Consider the following 22,929-nt stretch of genomic DNA (forward strand, 5'->3'; position numbering starts at 1 on the left):
CGTCCGCCGGACTTGCGGCCTGCGAGGGCCGCGCAGCTCAGGTGCGCAATTCAGCGACGAAGTCGTAGTAGTCGTCGCGGCAATAGGTGTCGGTCAGCTCGATCGCGCGTTGATCCGCGCAGTAGCCGATCCGGGTGATGACCAGCAACGCGGTGCGCGGTTCGATGTCCATCAGCGCGGCGATTTCGCTCGACGCGTTGACCGCGCGGAAGTGCTGCAACGCGCGCACGACCGCCGCGCCGCGCTGCTCGAGATAGCTGTACAGCGAGTCGCCGATCACGAGCGGATCAGGCACGATCGCGACCGGCAGCGCCGAATGTTCGACCGCCATCACGATGCCGTCCGCGCGCCGCAGCCGCCGCAGGCTCGTGACGGCCGCGCCGGGTGACAAGCCGAGGCGCAGCAGCTCGTCGCGATTGGCGGGGCGCACGTCGCGTTCGAGCCAGACCGAATCGGGCCGGAAACCGCGCTGCTGCATCTTCTTCGTGAAGCCGGTGAGACGCGACAGCGGATCTTCGACGCGCGGCGTGATGAAGCTGCCCGCGCCGCGCGAGCGCCGGATCAGCCCCTGCTCGACCAGCAGTTCGATCGCCTTGCGCGCGGTGACGCGCGACACGCCGATCGCGTCGGACAGCGTACGCTCGGAAGGCAGCGCCTCGCCGGCCGACCAGACGCCGCAATGGATCGCCGTCGCCAGGTTGCGCGCGAGCTGCAGGTAGAGCGGCGTGACGTTGCGCACGTCAGGCATCAATGCGGACCAGCGAGTTTCCATGGGGCTCCAGGGACGCCGTGAGCAGTACAGCCCGGAAAATTGAGAGCCCATTATATAACCAACATAATACCAGTCAACGGACTGGTTCCACGCCGGTCCGGATCGCCGGAAAGCCTTGCTGAGTGGGGATCACAGCGGGATTCAAGGGCTCCGTCGGAGGGATTCGCAGACCAGGACTTTCCCGCATCGCAAGCATTTAACGATACCAGCGAGTCGTTATCGGCTCCTGGTGGTATCAACAGCCCAAATAATCAATACCTATTTAATACCAGTTGGTGTCTCGCCGCGGTGGAGTGGCTTTGTAAATAAGGGTCGTGCCGATATAGTGCGCTGTACCGACCATAAAAAGTCCCGGGGAGCCGCCCTTGACAGATTCCGAGGCGCTGCGGCGCGCTCAGGCCGTCCGCCATTTCAATCGCTTCTATACCCAATGCATCGGTGCCCTGCACGAGCATCTGGCTCGAAGCGAGTTCTCGCTGACGGAAGTGCGCGTGCTGCACGAGCTATCGCGCGCCCGCGCGCAGACCGCGTCGGTGCTCGGGCGCGCGCTCGGGCTCGATAGCGGCTATCTGAGCCGCCTGCTGACCAGTTTCGAGCGACGCGAGCTGATCACCCGCCGTCCGTCCGACACCGACGCACGCCAGTCGCTGATCGCGCTCACCGAGCACGGCCACGCGATCTACGCGCCGCTCGACGCCGCCGCCATTCACGAAGCACTCGGCCTGCTCGACAGACTCAGCGCGCTATCGCAGGAGCAGTTGATCGCCGCGATGAAGCTGATCGAGCGCCTGCTCGGCGACAAGCCGAAGCACGAGCTCGTGGTGCTGCGTCAGCCGCGCGCCGGCGAATGTGGCTGGCTCGTGCATCGTCAGGCGCAGTGGTTCGCCGCGCAGTACGGCTGGGATCACACGTTCGAGGGCTTGCTCGCGCGCGTCGTCGCCGAGTACGCGCAGCGCAACGATCCGCTGCGCGAGAAGTGCTGGATCGCCGAACAGGAGGGTCTGGTGGTCGGCTCGGTTTGCCTCGTCGGGGTCTCGACGACGGTCGCGGGCGTGCGCCTGCTGTGGGTCGAACCGGACGTGCGGAAGCTCGGCATCGGCACGCAATTGCTCAGCGAATGCGTGCGCTTCGCGCGGCGCGCGGGCTACCCGAAGCTCACGCTGACCACCGCGAGCGCATTGGCGGAGCCACGGCGGCTTTGCGAGCGCGCTGGGTTCGAGTTGGCCGGCAGCGCGCTGCAGCGCCGCTTCGGCCAGGATCTGACGATCGAAAGATGGGAGCTGGAACTATAAAAAAAGCACGCGCCTGTACGGCGCGTGCCTTTCCTGATGCCATGCGGCTGCGCTTGCGATCGCGCTGAACGCGTCGCCTAGAACGACGGCACGATCGAACCCTTGAACTGCGTCTTGATGAACTGGCGCACGTCTTCCGACTGATACGCCGCGACCAGCTTCTTCACCCATGGCTGATCCTTGTCCTTCGCGCGCACGGCGATCAGGTTCGCGTTCGGGCTGTGGATGTCTTCGAGCGCGATCGCGTCCTTGGTCGGCTGCAGGCCGGCGGCCAGCGCGAAGTTCGTATTGATGACGGCGGCGTCGACGTCGGCGAGCGAACGCGGCAGTTGCGCGGCGTCGAGCTCGACGAACCTGATCTTCTTCGGATTGTCGACGACATCGAGCGGCGTCGCGTTGTTGCCGCCCGTGGCCGCGCCGTCCTTCAGCTTGATCAGCCCTTGCGCCTGCAGCAACAGCAGTGCGCGATTTTCGTTCGACGGATCGTTCGGCACCGCGACCTTCGCGCCCTGCGGCAGGTCCTTCAACGACTTCAGCTTCTTCGAGTACGCGCCGAGCGGCGAGATGTACGTGAGGCCCGCGTTGACGAGCTTGTAGCCGCGCTGCTTGATCTGGCTATCGAGGTACGGCTGGTGCTGGAAGCTGTTGGCGTCGAGGTCGCCCGCGTCGAGCGCGGCGTTCGGCTGGATGTAGTCGTTGAACTCGACGACCTTCACGTTCAGGCCTTCGCGCTTCGCGACCCTGGTGACGACTTCCCAGATCTGCGCGTCCGGGCCGCCGATCGTGCCGACCTTGATGACCTTGTCGTCGGCGTGCGCGCCGAAGCTGGTCAGGATCGCCGCCCCGGCGACGACTGCGGTGAGGGCTTTGAGGATATTTCTGCGCTGCATGTGATTCTCGCTGTTGCGGTTCGACGTTTGAGTCGATGGCTCCGATCGATGTCGGAGTCGGATGAAATGGGCGGCGCTCCGGTTCGTGCTGGCGCGCCGTCGGCCAAGCCCAAAATTCTTTCATATGGGCGGCAAGTTGGGAAATACCCTTACCGCATATGGTTATGCGGAGCGCAAGCGCAATGGCCAGCGCAACGCAAAACCCGCGGCTGACCGATAATCCAGAGCCGTAGCCGCGCACGGCCCACTCACCCGCCCCTGAGAACGACCATGTACGTGATCAACCTGATCTACACCGCCCCGCTCGATCGTATCGACGACGCGCTCGACGCGCATCGCGCGTTTCTCGCGGAGCAGTTCGACGCGGGCATCTTCGTCGCGGCCGGGCCGAAAGTGCCGCGCGACGGCGGCATCATCCTCGCGGTTCGTATCGAGCGCGACAGGCTGGATCGCATTCTCGCGAGCGATCCGTTCGCCCTGCAACAACTCGCGCGCTACGAGGTGACGGAGTTCAAGACGACGCGTCTCGCGCCGGGGCTGAATTTGCCGATTCCGGTCTAAGCGCGAGTTGCGAAGAGGGGAGGGATGCGGGGAGGCGTGAGCGGCGCCGCTTTAAAAAGCCGCCTGCGATGCGCGTCAATCAAGCAGCAGCTTGAGGTCATGCACCCATGGTGTCGCGCCTTGGCCATCGCGCGCGAACAGACGCAGCTTGCCGTCCGTGTCGAACACATAGCTCGCGGCCGTGTGGTCCATCGTGTAGCTGTCGGGCGTCTTGCCCGGGACCTTCGCGTAGTACACGCGGAAGTCTTTCGCGACCTTCGCGAGCTGTTCTTCGCTGGCGGGACGCAAGCCCACGAAGCTCGGATTGAACGCCGGCACGTATTGCGCGAGCAACTGCGGCGTATCGCGCTCAAGGTCGACGGTGACGAACAGCACCTGCACGCGCTTCGCGTCCTCCGGACCGAGTTGCTGCAACGCCTGTGACAGCTCGGCCATCGTCGTCGGGCAGACGTCCGGGCAATGCGTATAGCCGAAGAACAGCACGACGACCTTGCCTTTGTAGTCGGCAAGCGTGCGGATCTTGCCGGACGTGTCGGGCAACGAGAAATCGCCGGCGAATTGCGTATTGCCGGTGATGTCGAGATTCGTAAAAGCCGGCGGCTGCTTGCCGCAACCCGTCATCAGCAGTGTGCCGCCCAGCATCGCGCCGAGCGTGCAAGCCATCACAGCGGCGCGCGCGATGCGCGCAAAGCGATTGTTGAGCATGGTGTTACGCGCCTATCACGACGCGGGCGTAGTGGTCGATCAGCAGCGCGGCGAACAGCAGCGACAGATAGACGATCGAATAACGGAAGGTTTTGCGCGCGAGCTCGTCCGAATACTCCCGGTAGATCTTCCACGCATAAGCGAGAAACACGGCGCCGAGCAGCACCGCCGACGCGAGATACACGACGCCGCTCATGCCGGAGATGAACGGCATCAGCGTGACCGCGAACAGGATGATCGTGTAGAGAAGGATATGCAGGCGCGTGTACTTTTCGCCGTGCGTGTTCGGCAGCATCGGCAGGCCGGCGTTTTCGTAGTCCTTGCGGCGATACAGCGCGAGCGCCCAGAAATGCGGCGGGGTCCACACGAAGATGATCAGCACGAGGATCCACGCGTCGGCGGGCACGTGGCCCGTTACCGCGGCCCAGCCGAGCGCGGGCGGCATCGCGCCCGACGCGCCGCCGATCACGATGTTCTGCGGCGTGGCTGGCTTCAGCAGCAGCGTATAGATGACCGCATAACCGACGAACGTGGCGAGCGTGAGCCACATGGTCAGCGCATTGGCGAACGTGTACAGCGTCCACATGCCGAGACCGCCGAGCACGGCCGAGAACAGCAGGATCTGCGGGGTGGTGATTTCGCCGCGCGCGGACGGACGCCACGACGTGCGGCGCATTTTGGCGTCGATCTGCTGCTCGACGAGGCAGTTGATCGCGAACGCGGCGCCGGCCAGCAGCCAGATGCCGACGGTGCCGCCGATCAGTACGGTCAATGGCACCATGCCCGGCGTCGACAGGAACATGCCGATGACCGCGCAGAACACCGCAAGCTGCGTAACACGCGGCTTGGTCAGTGCGAGATATTGGGAGGCCCGGCTGCCGGGCGTTTGGGAGAGTGTTGTGCTGTCCATGTGAGTCACGCTGGCGCGGCTTCGCGCGCAGGGAGCGCGGCGCGGCCGGGACGGCTATAAGCGACCCGAAAGTTTAACATAACGAGCAGCAGCAGCAGGATCGCGGCCCCGCCGTTATGGGCGACCGCAATCGGTAACGGCCATTGCAGCACGATGTTCGACAAGCCGGTGACGAACTGGATCAGCACCACCAGCAGCACGCCGTTGGCGGGTCGCCGCAGTGACTCGAAGCGGCGCATCTTCAACGCGAACCACACCAGATAGGCGATCACAGCGAACGCGAACGTGCGATGCGTCCAGTGAATCGCGACCAGCGCATCCTGCGTGATCACGTCGCCGTCGCCGGTCATGCCGAGCGCGCGCCACAGGTGGAAGCCGTGCGCGAAGTCCATCGGCGGAATCCATTGGCCGTTGCAGGTCGGGAAGTCGGTGCACGCGAGCACCGCGTAGTTCGTGCTGACCCAGCCACCGAGCGCGATTTGCAGTACCAGCAGCGCGAGACCCGCGAGCGCGGCCACGCGCCAGCGCGCGGCCTCGGGTTCGTAGGCCGGCAGCGGCGTCAAGCGCGCCGCGAGCCAGCCGAGCGTGCCGAGCAGCGCCAGGCCGAGCAGCAGATGCGTGGTCACGATGATCGGCTGCAGCCTCATGGTCACGGTCCACGCGCCGAACACGCCCTGCACGACGATCAGCAGCAGCAGCGAAGTCGGCCACCACGGCGACACATGCAGCGGACGACGCTTGATACGCGCCGTCCAGGCAATGATCGTCTGCGCGATGATCAGCACGCCGATCGCCATCGCGAAGTAGCGATGGATCATTTCGATCCACGCCTTCGTCATGCTGACGGGGCCGCTCGGCATCGCCTGATAGGCCGCGGAGATCGCCGCGTGCGCGATGAACGGCGACGACGTGCCGTAGCAGCCGGGCCAATCCGGGCAGCCGAGGCCCGAATCGGTGAGGCGCGTGAAGCCGCCGAACATCACGAGATCGAGCGTCAGGAAGGTGGTGAGCCAGACCAGCTTGCGGAATTTGTTGTCGTCGGCCTTGACCCACACATAGGACAACGGCAGCAACGCGATACACAAGCCGATCAGGCCCAGTTGCAATACGAACATCTCATTTACCCAGGTTGCGGCGTCAGCCGATGGTCGACCATTTGAGCAGCTTGGTCAGGTCGCCTTTGATCTTGCTCGGGTTCGCGTCTTTCGGAAAACGCATCATCAGATTGCCGTTCGGATCGACCAGATAGATGTGGTCGGTGATCCGCGTGCCGGTGTCGGCGGGCAGCCACGCGGCGACCTGCGCCGGATCGGCGATCAGCATGTCGGTGTTGGGGTAGGCGGTTTGTATCACGTCCGCGACCTTGTCTGCATCGATGCGCAGCCATACTTCCATGACGCGCTCGCGTTCCGGCCCCTGAGCTGCGCGGATTTGTCGCATGAAGTAGAGCTTCGTCACGCAGGCTTGGTCGCACGCGCTGTTGTCCACCGAGATCATGAGCCAGCGGCCATGCAGCGAGGCGAGCTTCAGCGGCTTGCCGTCCGCGCCGGTGACCATGAGCGAGTCCGGGATCGGCCGTTGCGGCTCGATCAGCGCGCCGTAGTTCGTGCTGCCGCCGGTCGGCTTCACGACGAAGTACATGAAGTACGAGATCGCGATCGGCGCCGCGCAGATCACCGCGAGCAGCAGCAGCACCCAGCGGCCGCGCCGCCACGAGCCCGGGCCGTTCGGTTGGCCGGGCATCGCTTTGGCCGCGGCGGGTTTGCCGCTGGATTTGCCAGCTTCCGGCGAACGGGGAGTTTGAGTCGACACTACAGAACCTCTTTCAATGTTTGGACGGCGGCGAGCCGTGCCTTGCGTTCCTCACGCGCCCGGCGCGTGCTCTTTTTTGCCCGCGCGGCGCGCCGCATACAGACCGAAGGCGAGCGCGGCGGCGGCCATGCCCCACCACTGCAGCATGTAGCCGTAGTTGCGCTCGACGCCGGTGGTCGGTGCGGGCCAGTCGCGCACCAGGCCGTCGCCGGCATCGCCGGTCTGCTGGATCACGAACGATTGCAGCGGCAGCCCGGTCTCCGCGGCGTACGAGCCGACATCGAGATTCTGCCGGATCAGGCGATGCGCGGCCGATCCACCCTCGCCGAGCTCGAACGCGCGCGACGCGTCGGCACGCGCAATCCCTTCGATCTCGACCTCGCCCGGCGGCGTCGTGTACGGCGCGATGGTCTCGCGATTGCTCAGGTTGCGCGGCAGCCAGCCGCGATTGACGAGCACGTAACCGCCGTCGGCGAGTTTAAATGGCATCACGACGTAAAAGCCCGGCTGATCGTTATACGGACGATTATCGAGGTACACGACCTTGTCCGTGACGAAACTGCCGCGCGCTTTCACGCGATGAAACTCGACGTCCTTCAGCGCGAGCGGCGCCGCGCTGACCGGCAACGCGGGCGCGTTCTCGAACTGCGTGATGCGCGCCTCGAGCGCTTCCTTCTGATGCGCGCGATCGCGCTGCCAGAAACCGAGCCGCATCGTCACGACGACGACCAGCAGGATCAGCAGCGCGGGAATCAGGCGAAACTTCATTGCGGGCGCTCCGGCATCGCCCTCAGGGCCGCCGGGAACCTGCGGCAGACGCCCGCTCGCGGTGCGATAATGAATGTCTTGCCACTGCGCTTTCCGGTTTCAGTTGGTTCCATGCACATTATCGTTCCCATCGCCTTTGCTCTCATCATCGCCAGCATGGTGTCGGCGCTGTATTTCATGATGCACGACAAAGGCAAGACCAAGCGGATGGTCTGGTCACTCGCCACGCGGGTGGGCCTGTCGATCTCGCTGTTCCTGTTCATCCTGTTCGCACACTGGATGGGCTGGATTCAGTCGACCGGGATTCCGTACGGGCGCTGACGCTCGCGGATAGGTCGCCGCCGCATCCCCGTCAGCGGCAAATTTTCCTCGCCGCCAAACAAAACGCCGCCCTGAGAGGTCAAGGGCGGCGCTGCATTCAGCCTTGCATACTGCTCGTGCGCGCCGCCTGAACGGCGTTGCGCGCACGGATCTGGCCGCATTACAGCCAGTACACGACGACGTACAGCCCGAGCCACACAACGTCGACGAAGTGCCAGTACCAGGCCGCGCCTTCGAACGCGAAGTGATGTTCCGGCGTGAAGTGGCCGCGAATCAGGCGCACCAGCACAACGGAGAGCATCGTGCCGCCGAGGAACACGTGAAAGCCGTGGAAGCCGGTCAGCAGGAAGAACGTCGAACCGTAGATGCCCGAAGCCAGCGTCAGGTTCAGCTCGTTGTACGCGTGGAAGTATTCGAAGCCCTGCAGGAACAGGAAGCTCATGCCCAGCACGATTGTCGCCGCGAGCCACGCAATCGCCTTCTTGCGATGGTTGTCGCGCAGCGCGTGGTGCGACACCGTCAGCGTCGCACCCGACGACAGCAGCAGCGCCGTGTTGATGGTCGGCACCGGCCACGGCTGCATCGACTTGTAGGTACCCACGAGTTCGGCCGGGCCGTTGTTCGGCCACACCGCCGTGAAATCGGGCCAGATCAGTTTGTAGTCGAGGCTGCCGAGTTGATGCAGCGCGATTTCACGGGCATAGAACAGCGCGCCGAAGAATGCGCCGAAGAACATCACTTCGGAGAATATGAACCAGCTCATGCTCCAGCGGTACGACCGGTCGACGTTCTTGCCGTACATGCCGCCTTCCGACTCGGCGATCGCGTCGCCGAACCAATGCCACAGCGTAAAGAGCAGCCACAGCAGGCCGATGAGCACGCCAAGCGGCGCCCAGGTATGGTCGTTGATCCAGGCCGCAAGCGATCCGAGCATGACCAGCAACCCCGTAGCGGCGCTGATCGGATGCCGCGACGGATGCGGTACGAAATAGTACGGGCTCTCGTTTTGACCGCTCATTCTTGATTCTCCACTTCAGTCCAGTTGTTCCGGAATCTCCGGCTGTATCTTCGGCGGCGCGTCGATACCGCACCGCTTCTCTCTAATTCGTGGGCTCTTCTCTGCTGTGCTGTGCCCTGCTACTGCCTCAACCGACCACGAGGCGCACGACCAGAATCAGCACCCCGATCAGAACCGCCGCGCCGATCAGCGCCGCCACGATCACATGCAGCGGGTTCAGTTGCGTCGCGTCCGCCTCGAGATCGCGGCGCTTGCGCACGCCGAAAAACGACCAGAACACCGCGCGCATCGATTGACCGAAACTGCTCTTGCGCGGACTGCCGCCGTTATCGTTCATGTCGCTTCGTCTTCCTTCGTTCGTCCGCGGCTCGCGCCGTCAAATCTGCTTCAGGCCGGCTTCGCGGGAGTGGCTGCCGCGCTGGTCACTGCATCGTTCACTGCATTCGCCTTCGGCGCCGCATCATCCGCGCTAGCTGCCGCCGGCGTGTTCAACTCGAAAAACGTGTACGACAGCGTGATCGTCTTCACGTCCTTCGGCAACTTCGGGTCGACGACGAACACCACCGGCATCCGCTTCGTCTCGTTCGCGTTCAACGTCTGCTGCGTGAAGCAGAAACACTCGATCTTCCTGAAGTACTCGGTCGCCTGCTTCGGCGCGTAGCTCGGAATGGCCTGCGCACGGATCGTGCGCGACTGCTCGTTGCTGACGTCGTACATGACCGTCGTTACTTCGCCCGGATGCACGTCGAGACTGCGCTGCTCCGGCTTGAAACCCAACAGGCCCCGCGCGTTCGCATCGAATTCGATCGAAATCGTGCGGCTCATGTCGACCTGCGTATTCTTCGCCTCGCGCGCTGAAACGTCGCGCTGCACGAGGTTGTTCACGCCGGTGATCTGGCAGATCGCGCGATACATCGGCACCAGCGCGAAACCGAAACCGAACATCATCAACGCGACGACGAACAGCTTGATCAGCATCGAACGGTTGAAAGAGCGGTCGGCCTCGGCCGGCGGTTGCGTCGACATCTGAATCCTCAACAAACCTGCATACGGACTGCGAAGGCGGCGTTAGCTGAACCAGCACTGCTTCAGAATCGCGCTCGCGAAAAACACCGCGGCGATCGCGAACATCACCAACCCTATCCGCCTGTTGCTCGCGCGAATCTGCTCCGGCGTACGTCTTTCCTGTGGATTGCGCGTCATGCTCGACTTTCTGAGTACGGTTCTTGACTGGCGAGGCCGCCGCGCGAAGCGCCCAAGTCCGGTGGCGGCATGTCGCGCCGCCGGAACCCGGCACCTCGCCGGGATAGGCTTACTCGACGGTCGGCGGATGCTCGAACGTGTGGAACGGAGCCGGGCTCGGTACGGTCCACTCGAGGCCCGTTGCGCCGTCCCACGGCTTGTCGCCCGCTTCTACGAGCTCGCCACCGCCACGGTAGGCCGGCAGGGCCACCGCGAACAGGAAGTACACCTGTGACAGACCAAAACCGAACGCACCGATCGAGATCACCTGGTTCCAGTCGGTGAACTGCGCCGGGTAATCGGCGTAACGACGCGGCATGCCCGCGAGACCGACGAAGTGCATCGGCAGGAACGCGAGGTTGAAGAAGAACATCGACGCCCAGAAGTGGATCTTGCCGCGCGTTTCGTTGTACATCCAGCCGGTCCACTTCGGCGACCAGTAGTACCAGCCGGCGAACAGCGCGAACAGCGACCCCGCCACCAGCACGTAGTGGAAGTGCGCGACCACGAAATAAGTGCCGTGATACTGGATGTCGAGCGGCGCCATGGCGAGCATCAGACCCGACAGGCCACCGAACGTGAACACGATCAGGAAGCCGACCGCGAACAGCATCGGCGTTTCGAACGACAGCGAACCGCGCCACATCGTCGCGACCCAGTTGAACACCTTCACGCCGGTCGGCACCGCGATCAGCATCGTCGCGTACATGAAGAACAGCTGGCCCGTGACCGGCATGCCGGTCGCGAACATGTGGTGCGCCCACACCATGAACGACAGGATCGCGATCGATGCCGTTGCGTACACCATCGAGCTATAGCCGAACAGCGGCTTGCGCGAGAACGCCGGGATCACCTGCGAGACGATCCCGAACGCCGGCAAGATCATGATGTACACCTCGGGGTGCCCGAAGAACCAGAAGATGTGCTGGTACATGACCGGGTCGCCGCCGCCTGCCGCATTGAAGAACGACGTGCCGAAGTGACGGTCGAACAGCACCATCGTGATCGCGCCCGCCAGAACTGGCATCACGGCGATCAGCAGGTACGCGGTGATCAGCCAGGTCCAGACGAACATCGGCATCTTCATCAGCGTGAGGCCGGGTGCGCGCAAGTTCAGGATCGTCACGACGATGTTGATACCGCCCATGATCGACGACGCACCCATCAGGTGGAGCGCGAAAATCGCGAAGTCCATGCCTGGACCCATCTGCGTGGAGAGCGGCGTGTACAGCGTCCAGCCCGCGGCGGTCGCGCCGCCCGGTGCGAAGAACGAGCCGACCAGCAGCACAGCGGCGACCGGCAGCAGCCAGAAGCTGAAGTTGTTCATCCGCGCGAAAGCCATGTCCGATGCGCCGATCTGCAGCGGCACCATCCAGTTCGCGAAGCCGACGAACGCCGGCATGATCGCGCCGAACACCATGATCAGCCCGTGCATGGTGGTCAACTGGTTGAAGAACTCGGGACGCATGATCTGCAGACCCGGCTCGAACAGCTCGGCACGGATCATCAGCGCCATCACGCCCCCGGACAGGAACATGGTGAACGAGAAGATCAGATACAGCGTACCGATGTCCTTGTGGTTGGTTGCGAACAGCCAACGACGCCAGCCGTGCGGCGTTCCGTGGGCATGGTCGCCGTGCACGTGCTCGTGGCCCGCGACTACATCGTGTCCGATGCTAGACATGACAATCTCCTAAAGCGAATTCTGCGGTGCTGACCATGAACACGTCAGGCTGCCGGGCTGATCTGAACGCGCCGGGCTTCCTTCGCGTCGGTGCCGCCGGTGATCGTTTCCGGCTTCTTCAAAATAATATGATCGTCGGCAATGCCGGCGGCTTTCAGCGCGTCGCGAACGGCTTCGGCACGACTCTTCGCGAGCTTCGCGTTGACGTCGGCGGAGCCGGTTGCGTCGGTGAAGCCCGACAGCGTGAATTTCGCGTCCGGATGCGCCTTCGCGTAGGCCGCGGCCGCGTCGACCGCCGCTTTCGCGTCGGCCGGCAGCGTGCTCTTGCCGGTCTCGAAGTAGATGCTCGCCGGCAGCGCGGCCTCTGCGTTGTTCGAAGCAGCCGCGCCAGCCTCGTTGCCCGATGCGGCCGGTGCGGACGCCGCTTCTGCGCCCGACGCTGCTTGCGCGCCCGATGCCGCAACGGCGCCGCTCGCGGCAGCACCGGCGTTGGCCAGATGATCGCCGCCTTCCGGCAGCTTGCCGTTGCGCGCGTCGGCGACCTGCTTCGGCTGCAGGATGTCGCCCGTGTGGTTGCCCCACGAGTTACGTTCGTACGTGATCACCGCGGCGATTTCGACGTCGTCCAGCGTCGGCGCCCACGAAGGCATCGCGTTCTTGCCCTTCAACACGAGGCTCACGTGCTGCCCGATCGGACCGTTGGCGATCTTGCTGCCGTCGAGCGCCGGGAATGCGCCCGCGCCCTTGCCGGTCGGCTGGTGGCAGACCGCGCAGTTCGCCGCGTAGACCTTGCCGCCGCGTTCCATCAGCTCGGCCATCGTGTAGGTCTTGTTCGGATCGTCCTGGCCGGCGGCCATTTTCTTCTTCTCCTCGTCGACCCACTTCGCATAGTCGTCAGCCGACAGCACCTCGACGACGACCGGCATGAACGCGTGTTCCTTGCCGCACAGTTCGGTACAGAAGCCGCGGAACGTACCGGTGCGGTTGGCCTTGAACCACGTGTCGCGCACGAAGCCGGGGATCGCGTCCTGCTTCACGCCGAAGGCCGGCACGTACCAGGAGTGGACCACGTCGTTCGCGGTGGTGATGATGCGGATTTTCTTGTCGACCGGCACCACGAGCGGGTTGTCGACTTCCTGCAGATACAGCGTGGAGATCGGCTCGCGGCCCTCGGTTTGCGCGCGCGGCGTGGCGAGCGTGGAAAGGAAGCCGATGCCCTCGCCCGGACCCTTCACGTAGTCGTAGCCCCACTTCCACTGGTAGCCGGTGACCTTGATCGTGAGGTCGGCGTTCGAGGTGTCCTTCATCGCGACGACGGCCTTGGTGGCGGGCAGCGCCATCAGCACGACGATGACGAACGGCACGATTGTCCAGATGATTTCGACGGTGGTGCTTTCGTGGAAATTGGCTGCGTTGTGGCCTTTCGATTTGCGGTGCGCGAAGATCGAATAGAACATCACGCCGAACACACCGATGAAGATCACGGTGCACAGTCCCAGCATGAACATGTGGAGGCTGAATAGCTCCTCAGCGATTCTCGTTGCAGGCGGCTGGAGATTGATCGCGTTGACGGCAGGGCCGCCCGGAGCATCGCCCACTGCCAGGGCGGCACCGGCGAAAAGCAGTCCGCTCGTCGCCAGCACGCTCATGAGCGCTCGCTTGATTGTTTTCATAGCTTCCTTACCGAAATTTTCCATTCAAACCCTCGACCCCGCTGGCAGCGTGTCGCGCCCCCTTGAACGCCGCGCGTCCGGCACCATCTAACAACGTGCCAGCCACATACGTAGTTCGCCTGCGAACTGCGCGCGCCGATTCTGCGCGAGGTGTTGCCCGATCATGATCGTCTGCCCGCGCGAGACCAGCTTGATCTGATCGCGCGGCGTTGCGCCCGGCTCTATCCGCACCCAGCGCGGATTGAATTCGAATTGCGTAATCTGCTCGGCGCTGACCTGCTCGATCACGAGCCGGTTCGGAAACAACCGGATGCGCTCGTAATCGACAGCATGACGCGCATATATTGCAAACGCGATACCTACGGCCAGCAATTCGATTCCGGTGAACGGCAACACCAGCCAGGCGCCGACCAGAACCAGCATGAATGCAATTGCCAACGAAAACAAAGCAAGCGACACGTACAGACAGACGAACTGCCGCGGCGATATCGAACAGTTGCGCTTCATGGTCCAGTCCCTGAGGACCGGTTCTGAATCCGCCAGCAGATGATCTGATGCGCCCATCGCTGCCTCCTGCGAATCGTCGAGTCCGGCCTGCCTTCTTTTACTTCCGGATGCATCTCGCGGCCGCCGTTCGAGTCACTGTTTCCAGCATCACTCGCGAGCGCGCCAACCCCTACCGCATCACTTCATTTTGCAGCCCCGCGCCTCGCGGCTTGCCACCCCAAATGTGGGAACTTCGGGTGACAAACTGACGCATTATAGGCGTGATCCATAGCATCGACAAGCAAGCCCCAATCGGCCCACAAGCCAGGCGCGACAAGCCTTCGCGCCATTTTGCCCAGCATTTTGCGGCTCTTTTGAAGGGCAAATCCCAGGCATAACGGATGTCCTCTTTACCGCTTTTGCAACACGTCAACCGCACCGTCGGCAAGCAGTTGATGACAGCACCGCAATCTGCTATCCACGCTTGCCCGGACCTCGTCCGATGTCCTCGAGCCGCACGATGCCATGTCCTTCCGCCGTGGTGCGCGGCACGGCTTTCCATGCGTGGCCGTAGATCACCTCGAAGGTCAGCGCGATCGTGCCGTCGGCGCGCCGGCGCGCTTCGAGCGCGGCGAGCAGGGCTTTGTGCAACCGACGCGTGAGCACGCCGTCATGCGCATCGCGCTCGAACGGGTACGCGCCCCAGCGACGCACGTCCGCGAGCAGCGACTCGGGCGACTTATAGGTGATCGTCAGCGTCTCCTGGTCCATCACCGGAATCTCGAAGCCGGCCTCGACGAGCATGTCGCCGAGGTCGTGCATGTCGACGAAGTCGATCACATGCTTGCGAGACGCGACGCCGTGCGCGGCCTCGATCTCGGCGTAGGCACCTCGCAACTCCTTCAGCGTATCGGGGCCGAGCGTGCTGAACATTAGCAGGCCGTTGACCTTCAGCACGCGCTGCCATTCGGGAAAGACCAGATCGGGCCGCGAGTGCCAGTGCAGCGCGAGGTTGGACCAGATGAATTCGAATGCGCCGGACGTGAACGGCAGCGCGGAGAAATCGGTTTGCGCGAAGCGCGGGCCACGCGCGCCGAGCGCCTTGCCGAGCGAGGCGGGAAGAAAGCGCCGCCAACTTGTGTCGCCGGCATCGTGACGCAGCGCGCGGCGGAGCATGCCGTGCGACAGATCAGCGCCGAACACCGGCGCCTCGGGAAAGCGTTCGCGCAATGCGGGGAGGTCTTCGCCCGCGCCGCAACCGGCGTCGAGCACGCTCGAGGGCGCCACCTTGATGTAATCGAGACGCTCGCGCATGCGCTGCGCAATCTCTCGCGGCAGGAACGCAACCTCGTCGAAGGTGGCAGCGCGACGGTCGAAAATACGCCTGAGGCGCCGTGAATCGTAGGCCGGACGGCCAGATTGAGCGGATGTTGGGGACATGTGTGTCGTGCTGGCGTGAGCTCGAAGTATACTCGGTCGTTCCCCTCCATTCAGCGAGAACGGCTTTCACCGGCGCTCACTCGTGCGATTCCAGTCATTTTCTTCGTCGTGTCGAAATCAGGTGGCGCGTTTTGCGCGCGGTCTGCATTCGGCATGGCCGCGGGCCTTGAACGCCGCGCTGCCGAACCTGTGCGCGTTGTGCGGCAATTTGTCGCATAAGACGTTGTGCGACGGTTGCGACGCGGCCTACTGGAACGAGAGCCGGCTGCGCTGCACCGTTTGCGCGGTGCCGTTGCCGGCGTCACGCTGGGTCGCTCAGGCGCGGTATCGCTGCGCGGATTGCGTGGCCGAGCCGCCGCCGTTCGACGCGAGCTTCGCGCTCGCCGACTATCGCGCGCCGCTCGATACGCTCGCGGTCGGCCTGAAGTTCCGCGCCCGGCTGATGCTCGCGCGAGACTTCGCGCAACGCCTCGCGCGGCTGGCTGAAGCCGATTGGCACGACGCGGCCGAGCGGCCCGACGTGATCGCGCCAGTGCCGCTCGCCGGTCGCCGTCTGGTCGAGCGCGGCTACAACCAGGCCTGGCAGATCGCGCGGCCGCTCGCCCGGGCGCTCGGCGTGCGCGGCGACCCCACGCTGCTCGAACGAACGCTCGACACCGCGCCGCAATCGCGCCTCGATCTCGATGCGCGCCGGCAGAACGTCGGCCGCGCGTTTCGCGTCGCGCGCCCAGTGCGCGGCCTGCACGTCGGCATCGTCGACGATGTCATGACGAGCGGCGCGACGCTCGAAGCGCTCGCGCATACGCTGAAGGCCGCCGGCGCGCGGCGGGTTACGAACTTCGTCGCGCTGCGCACTCCGAAAAACTAGCTTTTACGTGGTCATCTTATGTTCAACGTCGTTCTCGTAGAACCCGAAATTCCGCCCAACACCGGCAACGTGATTCGCCTGTGCGCGAACACCGGCGCCCGGCTGCACCTGATCGAGCCGCTCGGCTTCCCTCTCGACGACACCAAGATGCGGCGCGCCGGCCTCGACTATCACGAGTACGCGGAAATGAACGTGCATGCCGATTGGGACGCGTTCATCGCGAAAGAAACGCCCGACGCGTCGCGCATGTTCGCATTCACGACGCGCGGCTCGGGGCGCTTTCACGACCATGCGTTTCAACCGGGCGACTGGTTCGTGTTCGGCGCCGAAACGCGCGGCCTGCCCGGCACGGTGCTCGAGCGCTTTGCGAACGAACAGCGCGTGCGTCTGCCGATGCGTCCCGGCAATCGCAGTCTGAATCTGTCGAATACGGTGGCGATCGTGGTGTTCGAAGCGTGGCGTCAGGCCGGCTTCGAAGGCGGCGCCTGACGGCGTTCGAGCTCGGCCTCGTAGCGTGCGAACATCGCGTCGTCGAAGCACGCGAACGTCACGTGCTTCATGTGTGGTGTGCGCGGCAATGTGTCGAGTACGGTCGCGACCGCGATGCTGACCGCATCGTCGGCGGGGAAACGGTAGATACCGCAGCTGATCGCTGGAAACGCGATGCTCGTGCACTGAGTTTCGCGCGCGACTTCGAGTGAGCGCTGATAGCACGATGCGAGCAGGTCGGCTTCGCCATGCGCGCCGCCACGCCACACTGGACCGACCGCGTGAATAACATGCTTCGCGGGCAGACGATAGCCGGCGGTGATTTTGGCGTCGCCGGTCACGCAGCCGCCGAGCGTTTCGCATTCGCGCAGCAACTCCCTGCCGGCCGCGCGATGAATCGCGCCATCCACACCGCCGCCACCGAGCAGCGAAGTATTCGCGGCGTTGACGATCGCATCGACGGCGAGCGTCGTGATATCGACCACGCGCGCTTCGAGCGTGCACGTGCCAAGAATGAGATTGAAGGCGGGCATGGGAACCTCGCTGATCCGAGTCTCGCTCACGAAGTGGACAACCCGAAGTGGACAACCAGGCGAGGCAGCCGTTCAACGCGAATTTCCGCTAAACGGCTGATAGAAAAGGCTTTATTCCGCCTTCGAATCGCGCCGCAGGAGCGCGCTAACCGCATCGCGCGGCGCCACGCCGTCGAACAGCACCGCGCAGACCGCCTGCGTGATCGGCATTTCGATTGCATGAGCACGTGCGATCGAGAGTACCGCCCGCGCGCAGCGCACGCCTTCGGCCACGTGACCGAGACCGCCGAGGATGTCGTCGAGCGTGCGGCCCGTGGCGAGTTGCAGGCCCACGGTGCGGTTGCGCGACAGATCGCCGGTGGCAGTCAGAATCAGATCACCGAGGCCGGTCAACCCGGTAAAGGTTTCCGCGCGCCCACCGAGCGTCACGCCAAGGCGCGACATTTCGGCGAGGCCGCGGGTGATCAGCGCCGCGCGTGCATTGAGGCCGAGGCCGAGGCCATCGGCGATGCCCGTGGCGATGGCGAGCACGTTTTTCACCGCGCCGCCCACTTCGACGCCGACGACGTCGTCGCCGGTATAGATGCGCATCGCGCCGTGATGGAACGCCGCGACCGTGCGTTCGCGGCACGCCGCCGACGGGCTCGCGATCGTCAACGCAACCGGCAGCCCCTGCCCGACTTCGCGCGCGAAGCTCGGTCCGGACAACACGCCGTTGCTCGCATGCTCGGGCAATTCCGCCGCGACCGCCTGATGCGGCAACAACTGCGAATCCGCTTCGAACCCCTTGCACAGCCACACGATATGCGCGGGCACCTTGCCCGCATCGCGCATCGCGCGCAACAGGCCGCGCAGGCCAGCCACGGGCGTCGCGACCACGCACAGCGCATCGTCGTCGAGCGCGTGATCGAGCGCCACTCCGAGATCCGCTTCAAAGCGAAGCGCGGGCGGCAACGCGACGCCCGCCAGATAGCGGGCGTTTTCATGCGAAGTGGAAAGCTCGGTGATGAGCGCGGACTCGCGCGCCCACAACACCGTGTGGTGCCTTAAGGCCAGATGGCCGGCGAGGGCGGTGCCCCAGGCGCCAGCGCCGAGAACGGCGACTTTCATAGCCGGCACTGCGCGCGGCGCCTTAATGCGTGACGCCTTTTTGCGCCGCGCCGTCCTGCCGGGCCGCGCTCATCTGAGCGAGACGCTGCTCGTACAGCGCCTGGAAGTTGATCTCGGCGAGGTGGATCGGCGGGAAGCCGGCGCGGGTGATCGCATCGGCGATGTTCGAGCGCAGGTACGGGAACAGGATGGTCGGGCAGGCAATGCCGACGAGCGGATCGATCTGCTCGGCAGGAATGTTGCGAATGTCAAAAATGCCGGCCTGTTTCGCTTCGATCAGGAACGCGACCTTGTCCGACACCTTGGCCGTGACCGTGCCCGTCACGAGAATTTCAAACACGGATTCGGCGAGGCGCTCGGCCTTCACGTCGACTTCGACTTCGACCGACGGCATTTCCTGCTCGAGGAAGATACCCGGCGAATTCGGCTGCTCGAGCGACATGTCCTTCAGATAGATGCGCTGGATGTTGAAGAACGGCTGGTTATTCTCGTCGGACATGATGGTGATTCCTGATAGGTGTGCGTGGCGGCGGCCGATGCACGCATGGGCCGCCAGATTATTGCGCCGGCTCGCCGGCTCCACGAGGAGCGCGTGCGCCGGCTTATCGAGTGGTCCGCCCGTTCGCGCGGCGCGAAACGCGCGAACTCAGGCTGCTTCGAGCAGCGGCGTCAGACCGCCCGCGCGATCGAGCGCGGAAAGGTCATCATAGCCGCCCACATGCGTCTCGCCGATGAACACCTGCGGCACCGTGCGACGACCGGTCCGGGTCATCATCTCCTCACGACGGCCCGGGTCCTTGTCGATCAGTACTTTCTCAACGTGCTCGACGCCGCGCGACTTTAAAAGACGTTCGGCCATCTGGCAATACGGGCACACCTGGGTGCTGTACATGATCACTTTGTTCACTTGGCTGCTCCTTGTTTCACAACCGGCATACCGGCTTTCTGCCAGGCGTCGACGCCGCCCTCGAGAACATGGACTTCCGCGTATCCCGCTTCCTGCACGATACGCGCGGCCTTGTTCGACTGCTGGCCGGTCTGGCACACCAGCAGCACCGGGTTGCTCTTGTTCTTCGCGAGTTGCGTGACTTTCGCCTGCAACTCTGCGAATTCGAAATGCCGTGCCAAGGGCAGGTGCCCCTTGGCGTAATCGGCGGACGGCCGCAGATCGATGACCGCCGCGTTGCGCCGGTTGATCAGTTGGGTGGCTTCAGCGGCCGACAGGCCGCCACGTCCACGCCGACTGATGGTCGGCCACAGCAGCAACCCACCAGAGATAAGGACGATTGCGATCAGGACAAGGTTTGTGTATTCGGTGAAAAACTTCACGGAAGATCCGCCGGAAAGAGAGAAATCGAAAAGGTCAACCCGAGCATTATAAAATAACCGTTCGACGCGATGGCGATGCGCCGCCCGAGGCGCCGCACAGAGCGAGACCGCTTCCTCACTACCGACCGGCAACTCTCATGTACAAACTCGTTCTCATCCGCCACGGCGAATCGACTTGGAACAAGGAAAACCGCTTCACCGGCTGGGTCGACGTCGACCTCACCGAGCAGGGCAACCTCGAGGCGCAGCAGGCGGGCGGGCTGCTCAAGGAATCGGGCTATACGTTCGACATCGCCTACACGTCGGTGCTCAAGCGCGCGATCCGCACGCTGTGGCATGTGCAGGACCAGATGGATCTGATGTACCTGCCCGTCGTGCATTCGTGGCGCCTGAACGAACGCCACTACGGCGCGCTGTCGGGTCTGAACAAGGCCGAAACCGCCGCGAAGTTCGGCGACGAGCAGGTGCTGGTCTGGCGCCGCAGCTATGACACGCCGCCGCCCGCGCTCGAGCCCACCGACGAGCGCGCGCCGTACACCGATCCGCGCTACGCCAGGGTGCCGCGCGAGCAACTGCCGCTGACCGAGTGCCTGAAAGACACGGTCGCGCGCGTGTTGCCGCTGTGGAACGAGTCGATTGCGCCGGCCATCAAGTCGGGGCGCAGCATCCTGATCGCCGCGCACGGCAACTCGATCCGCGCGCTGGTCAAGTATCTCGACAACATCTCGGACAACGACATCGTCGGCCTCAACATCCCGAACGGCGTGCCGCTCGTCTATGAACTCGACGACAACCTGAAGCCGATCAAGCACTACTATCTCGGCGACCAGGACGCGATCGCCAAGGCGCAAGCCGCGGTCGCGAGCCAGGGCAAGGCGGGCTGATCCGGCATTTCCGGGCGCGGCCCACGCCACGAAAACGCGCGGGGCCGCACGCAGACAACCGGGCCGACAAGAAATTCTGTATTGCGCCCGGCGGGCAGATTCAGAGGCCCGCTGCAGGGTTCACCGTAGCGGCGAGCGCATCCGCTGGCCTTGCGCGGCAACGCTCAGTTCCGACCCGCCGAGTGCCATGTCGTACGGCTCGCCATCCGCGGCTCGGGTCGCAAGAACCAGGACCTTCCCGTACTGTCGAAGCACGATTGCCTGCACCGCGCCCTGAGCAGGCGGGTGTGCAGTTATACTTGTCCGTCCAATCTTTATCGACGCTGCCACGCGCTTCCGACCGCAACAGACTCTATGCGAAAGAACCTGAAAAATATCGGCCTGATTGCCGCGGGCCTTGCTACCGGTGTCTTTGCCACCCTGCAATACTCCGCCTCGGCCCAGCAACCCGCTAGCGCCGCGGTCGCCCCGCTGCCGCTAGACCAGCTCAGGCTTTTCGCCGAAGTGTTCGGGCAGATCAAGCACGAATACGTTGAACCGGTCGACGACAAGAAGCTGCTCACCGCCGCGATCAAGGGCATGGTGTCCAGCCTCGACCCGCACTCGTCGTACCTCGACAAGACCGACTACGAAGAGCTGCAGGAACAGACCAAGGGCCGCTTCGCGGGCCTCGGCATCGAAATTTCGTCGGAAGACGGCCTGATCAAGGTAATTTCGCCGATCGAAGACACGCCCGCGTTCCGCGCCGGCATCCGTCCTGGCGACCTGATCACGCGCATCAACGACAAGCCCGTGCGCGGCATGACGCTCGACCAGGCGGTCAAGCAGATGCGCGGCGACCCGGGCACCAAGGTCACGCTGACCATCTTCCGCAAGACCGACGACCGCACGTTCCCGCTCACCGTCACGCGCGCGATCATCAAGGTGCAGTCGGTGAAGGGCAAGATCGTCGCGCCGGGCTTCGCGTACGTGCGCATCACGAGCTTCCAGGAACGCACCACGCCCGACCTCGCGGCCAAGCTGCAGGATCTCGCGCGCCAGGAGCCGAACCTGAAGGGCCTCATCCTCGACCTGCGCAACAACGGCGGCGGTCTGCTGCAAAGCGCGGTTGGCGTCGCGGGCGCGTTCCTGCCGCCGAATTCGGTGGTGGTGTCGACCAACGGTCAGATTCCGGATTCGAAGCAGATCTATCGCGACACCTACGATAACTACCGTCTGCAATCGTTCGACAGCGATCCGCTCAAGGACGTCCCGGCCATCTTCAAGACCGTGCCGATGATCGTGCTGACCAACGCGTACTCGGCGTCGGCGTCGGAAATCGTCGCGGGCGCGCTGCAGGATCAGCACCGCGCGCTGATTCTCGGCAAGACCACGTTCGGCAAGGGTTCGGTGCAAACCGTGCGCCCCCTGACGGCCGACACCGCACTGCGCCTGACCACCGCGTATTACTACACGCCGAGCGGCCGTTCGATCCAGAACAAAGGCATCCGCCCCGACATTCCGGTCGATCAGTACGCGGACGGCGATCCGGACGACGCGCTCGTGACCCGCGAAGTCGACTACTCGAATCACCTCGCGAACACGCAGGACCCGAACGAGAAGAAGGAAGCGGAGCAGCGCGAGCAGGAGCGCATGGAACAACTGCGTCAACTCGAAGAGCAGAACGACAAGAAGACGCCGGAACAGCGCCAGAAGGAGCGCGAACGCAAGCCGGTCGAGTTCGGTTCGGCCGACGACTTCATGCTGCAACAGGCGGTCGACAAGCTCGAAGGCAAGCCGGTTCAGGAATCGAAGTCGTTGATGGAGCGCCGTCTCGCGCAGAACAAGCCGGGCACGTCGGCCTCCGCGCCGGTCGCGGTGAAGCCGACGCAACCGGTGCCGGGCGCATCGGGACCGGCGCCGGCTTCGGCACCGGCTCCCGCTGGCAAGTAAGCTGACCGACAGGCAGCGAACCCCGCGCGTGTCTTCGCAGCACGATAGTCTGCGAAGACACGCCGCAACAGTTTCAGCAAAAGCCGCCGCCTAACCGGTGGCGCATCACGGCAAGCCGCAACCGCCACCCTCCCCGCGCGATTAAAATAACAGCCACGAATGCGCGCCGCGGCCCCTCGGCCTGCCTCTCCTTGCGCGACACAGCGACAC

27 protein-coding genes are annotated in these 22,929 nt (G+C 64.2%); 7 read left to right on the top strand and 20 right to left on the bottom strand.

Annotation, left to right across the window (positions count from 1 at the left end; all coding sequences use genetic code 11):
* Window positions 1–37: 37 nt before the first annotated feature.
* Complete coding sequence (locus tag F6X37_RS20935; RefSeq protein WP_187612620.1) at window positions 38–772, bottom strand: GntR family transcriptional regulator; 735 nt, start codon at window positions 770–772, stop codon at window positions 38–40.
* Window positions 773–1,137: 365 nt separating this feature from the next.
* On the opposite strand from F6X37_RS20935, the gene F6X37_RS20940 reads away from it, so the two are divergent.
* On the top strand, window positions 1,138–2,064 hold the full coding sequence (locus F6X37_RS20940) for a bifunctional helix-turn-helix transcriptional regulator/GNAT family N-acetyltransferase (protein ID WP_187612621.1): 927 nt from the start codon (window positions 1,138–1,140) through the stop codon (window positions 2,062–2,064).
* A gap of 77 nt (window positions 2,065–2,141) precedes the next feature.
* Here F6X37_RS20940 and F6X37_RS20945 read toward each other — a convergent pair whose 3' ends face one another.
* Window positions 2,142–2,954, bottom strand: coding sequence for a MetQ/NlpA family ABC transporter substrate-binding protein (locus F6X37_RS20945; protein WP_187612622.1), 813 nt, complete (start codon window positions 2,952–2,954; stop codon window positions 2,142–2,144).
* Window positions 2,955–3,224: 270 nt separating this feature from the next.
* Here F6X37_RS20945 and F6X37_RS20950 point away from each other — a divergent pair, with 270 nt between their 5' ends.
* Window positions 3,225–3,515 carry a YciI family protein gene (locus F6X37_RS20950; RefSeq protein ID WP_018419317.1) on the top strand — a complete coding sequence of 97 codons (291 nt, stop codon included), beginning with the start codon at window positions 3,225–3,227 and terminating at the stop codon, window positions 3,513–3,515.
* A gap of 75 nt (window positions 3,516–3,590) precedes the next feature.
* On the opposite strand, the gene F6X37_RS20955 is transcribed toward F6X37_RS20950, so the two are convergent.
* The 5 genes from F6X37_RS20955 to F6X37_RS20975 are packed head-to-tail and all read right to left on the bottom strand — an operon-like array spanning window position 3,591 to window position 7,710.
* Window positions 3,591–4,220 carry an SCO family protein gene (locus F6X37_RS20955; protein WP_187612623.1) on the bottom strand — a complete coding sequence of 210 codons (630 nt, stop codon included), beginning with the start codon at window positions 4,218–4,220 and terminating at the stop codon, window positions 3,591–3,593.
* A 4-nt stretch (window positions 4,221–4,224) separates the two neighbouring features.
* Window positions 4,225–5,130, bottom strand: coding sequence for a heme o synthase (gene cyoE, locus F6X37_RS20960; protein ID WP_187612624.1), 906 nt, complete (start codon window positions 5,128–5,130; stop codon window positions 4,225–4,227).
* A 5-nt stretch (window positions 5,131–5,135) separates the two neighbouring features.
* Window positions 5,136–6,245, bottom strand: a complete 1,110-nt coding sequence (locus F6X37_RS20965; protein WP_184066993.1) for a COX15/CtaA family protein — start codon at window positions 6,243–6,245, stop codon at window positions 5,136–5,138.
* 22 nt (window positions 6,246–6,267) lie between these two features.
* Entirely contained in the window at window positions 6,268–6,942 is a 675-nt protein-coding gene (locus F6X37_RS20970) for an SCO family protein (RefSeq protein ID WP_187612625.1), read from the bottom strand.
* Window positions 6,943–6,993: 51 nt separating this feature from the next.
* Window positions 6,994–7,710 (bottom strand): SURF1 family protein, encoded by a 717-nt coding sequence (locus F6X37_RS20975; protein ID WP_187612626.1) that lies wholly within the window; start codon window positions 7,708–7,710, stop codon window positions 6,994–6,996.
* 111 nt (window positions 7,711–7,821) lie between these two features.
* Here F6X37_RS20975 and F6X37_RS20980 point away from each other — a divergent pair, with 111 nt between their 5' ends.
* Window positions 7,822–8,031: a twin transmembrane helix small protein gene (locus F6X37_RS20980; protein ID WP_008921867.1), complete on the top strand. Its 210-nt coding sequence runs from the start codon at window positions 7,822–7,824 to the stop codon at window positions 8,029–8,031.
* 160 nt (window positions 8,032–8,191) lie between these two features.
* On the opposite strand, the gene F6X37_RS20985 is transcribed toward F6X37_RS20980, so the two are convergent.
* The 8 genes from F6X37_RS20985 to F6X37_RS21015 all read right to left on the bottom strand — a co-directional run bounded on the left by F6X37_RS20985 (window position 8,192) and on the right by F6X37_RS21015 (window position 15,574).
* Window positions 8,192–9,049 carry a cytochrome c oxidase subunit 3 gene (locus F6X37_RS20985; RefSeq protein WP_090802891.1) on the bottom strand — a complete coding sequence of 286 codons (858 nt, stop codon included), beginning with the start codon at window positions 9,047–9,049 and terminating at the stop codon, window positions 8,192–8,194.
* A gap of 127 nt (window positions 9,050–9,176) precedes the next feature.
* Entirely contained in the window at window positions 9,177–9,386 is a 210-nt protein-coding gene (locus tag F6X37_RS20990) for a DUF2970 domain-containing protein (protein WP_018419310.1), read from the bottom strand.
* A 50-nt stretch (window positions 9,387–9,436) separates the two neighbouring features.
* Window positions 9,437–10,075 carry a cytochrome c oxidase assembly protein gene (locus F6X37_RS20995; protein WP_187612627.1) on the bottom strand — a complete coding sequence of 213 codons (639 nt, stop codon included), beginning with the start codon at window positions 10,073–10,075 and terminating at the stop codon, window positions 9,437–9,439.
* Between the two features lie 42 nt (window positions 10,076–10,117).
* Complete coding sequence (locus F6X37_RS36415; protein WP_090802886.1) at window positions 10,118–10,252, bottom strand: cytochrome oxidase small assembly protein; 135 nt, start codon at window positions 10,250–10,252, stop codon at window positions 10,118–10,120.
* 109 nt (window positions 10,253–10,361) lie between these two features.
* Entirely contained in the window at window positions 10,362–11,975 is a 1,614-nt protein-coding gene (gene ctaD / locus F6X37_RS21000; protein WP_187612628.1) for a cytochrome c oxidase subunit I, read from the bottom strand.
* A gap of 44 nt (window positions 11,976–12,019) precedes the next feature.
* A complete protein-coding gene (gene coxB, locus F6X37_RS21005) occupies window positions 12,020–13,672 on the bottom strand; it encodes a cytochrome c oxidase subunit II (protein WP_187612629.1) in 1,653 nt (550 codons plus the stop codon).
* Between the two features lie 63 nt (window positions 13,673–13,735).
* On the bottom strand, window positions 13,736–14,212 hold the full coding sequence (locus F6X37_RS21010; protein ID WP_184026596.1) for a DUF2244 domain-containing protein: 477 nt from the start codon (window positions 14,210–14,212) through the stop codon (window positions 13,736–13,738).
* Window positions 14,213–14,608: 396 nt separating this feature from the next.
* Window positions 14,609–15,574: a methyltransferase domain-containing protein gene (locus tag F6X37_RS21015; RefSeq protein WP_090802880.1), complete on the bottom strand. Its 966-nt coding sequence runs from the start codon at window positions 15,572–15,574 to the stop codon at window positions 14,609–14,611.
* Between the two features lie 121 nt (window positions 15,575–15,695).
* On the opposite strand from F6X37_RS21015, the gene F6X37_RS21020 reads away from it, so the two are divergent.
* Window positions 15,696–16,442 (top strand): phosphoribosyltransferase family protein, encoded by a 747-nt coding sequence (locus tag F6X37_RS21020; protein ID WP_410451385.1) that lies wholly within the window; start codon window positions 15,696–15,698, stop codon window positions 16,440–16,442.
* 18 nt (window positions 16,443–16,460) lie between these two features.
* Window positions 16,461–16,931 (top strand): tRNA (uridine(34)/cytosine(34)/5-carboxymethylaminomethyluridine(34)-2'-O)-methyltransferase TrmL, encoded by a 471-nt coding sequence (gene trmL / locus F6X37_RS21025; protein WP_090802877.1) that lies wholly within the window; start codon window positions 16,461–16,463, stop codon window positions 16,929–16,931.
* Here the strand turns inward: trmL and F6X37_RS21030 are convergent.
* The 5 genes from F6X37_RS21030 to F6X37_RS21050 form a co-directional block, all read right to left on the bottom strand.
* Window positions 16,904–17,464, bottom strand: coding sequence for an O-acetyl-ADP-ribose deacetylase (locus F6X37_RS21030; protein ID WP_187612631.1), 561 nt, complete (start codon window positions 17,462–17,464; stop codon window positions 16,904–16,906). The genes trmL and F6X37_RS21030 overlap by 28 nt on opposite strands.
* A 111-nt stretch (window positions 17,465–17,575) precedes the next feature.
* Complete coding sequence (locus F6X37_RS21035; protein ID WP_187612632.1) at window positions 17,576–18,574, bottom strand: NAD(P)H-dependent glycerol-3-phosphate dehydrogenase; 999 nt, start codon at window positions 18,572–18,574, stop codon at window positions 17,576–17,578.
* Window positions 18,575–18,596: 22 nt separating this feature from the next.
* On the bottom strand, window positions 18,597–19,073 hold the full coding sequence (secB, locus tag F6X37_RS21040; protein ID WP_187612633.1) for a protein-export chaperone SecB: 477 nt from the start codon (window positions 19,071–19,073) through the stop codon (window positions 18,597–18,599).
* Between the two features lie 147 nt (window positions 19,074–19,220).
* Complete coding sequence (grxC, locus tag F6X37_RS21045) at window positions 19,221–19,481, bottom strand: glutaredoxin 3 (RefSeq protein WP_090802871.1); 261 nt, start codon at window positions 19,479–19,481, stop codon at window positions 19,221–19,223.
* Window positions 19,478–19,903, bottom strand: a complete 426-nt coding sequence (locus F6X37_RS21050; RefSeq protein ID WP_090802869.1) for a rhodanese-like domain-containing protein — start codon at window positions 19,901–19,903, stop codon at window positions 19,478–19,480. Before F6X37_RS21050 ends, grxC begins: the two co-directional genes overlap by 4 nt.
* 137 nt (window positions 19,904–20,040) lie before the next feature.
* On the opposite strand from F6X37_RS21050, the gene gpmA reads away from it, so the two are divergent.
* Window positions 20,041–20,787: a 2,3-diphosphoglycerate-dependent phosphoglycerate mutase gene (gpmA, locus tag F6X37_RS21055; protein ID WP_187612634.1), complete on the top strand. Its 747-nt coding sequence runs from the start codon at window positions 20,041–20,043 to the stop codon at window positions 20,785–20,787.
* A 354-nt stretch (window positions 20,788–21,141) separates the two neighbouring features.
* Window positions 21,142–22,719, top strand: coding sequence for a S41 family peptidase (locus tag F6X37_RS21060; protein WP_187612635.1), 1,578 nt, complete (start codon window positions 21,142–21,144; stop codon window positions 22,717–22,719).
* Window positions 22,720–22,929: the final 210 nt, after the last annotated feature.

It is taken from the genome of Paraburkholderia sp. 31.1, from assembly GCF_014397645.1.
GTDB classification, from domain to species: Bacteria; Pseudomonadota; Gammaproteobacteria; order Burkholderiales; family Burkholderiaceae; genus Paraburkholderia; species Paraburkholderia tuberum.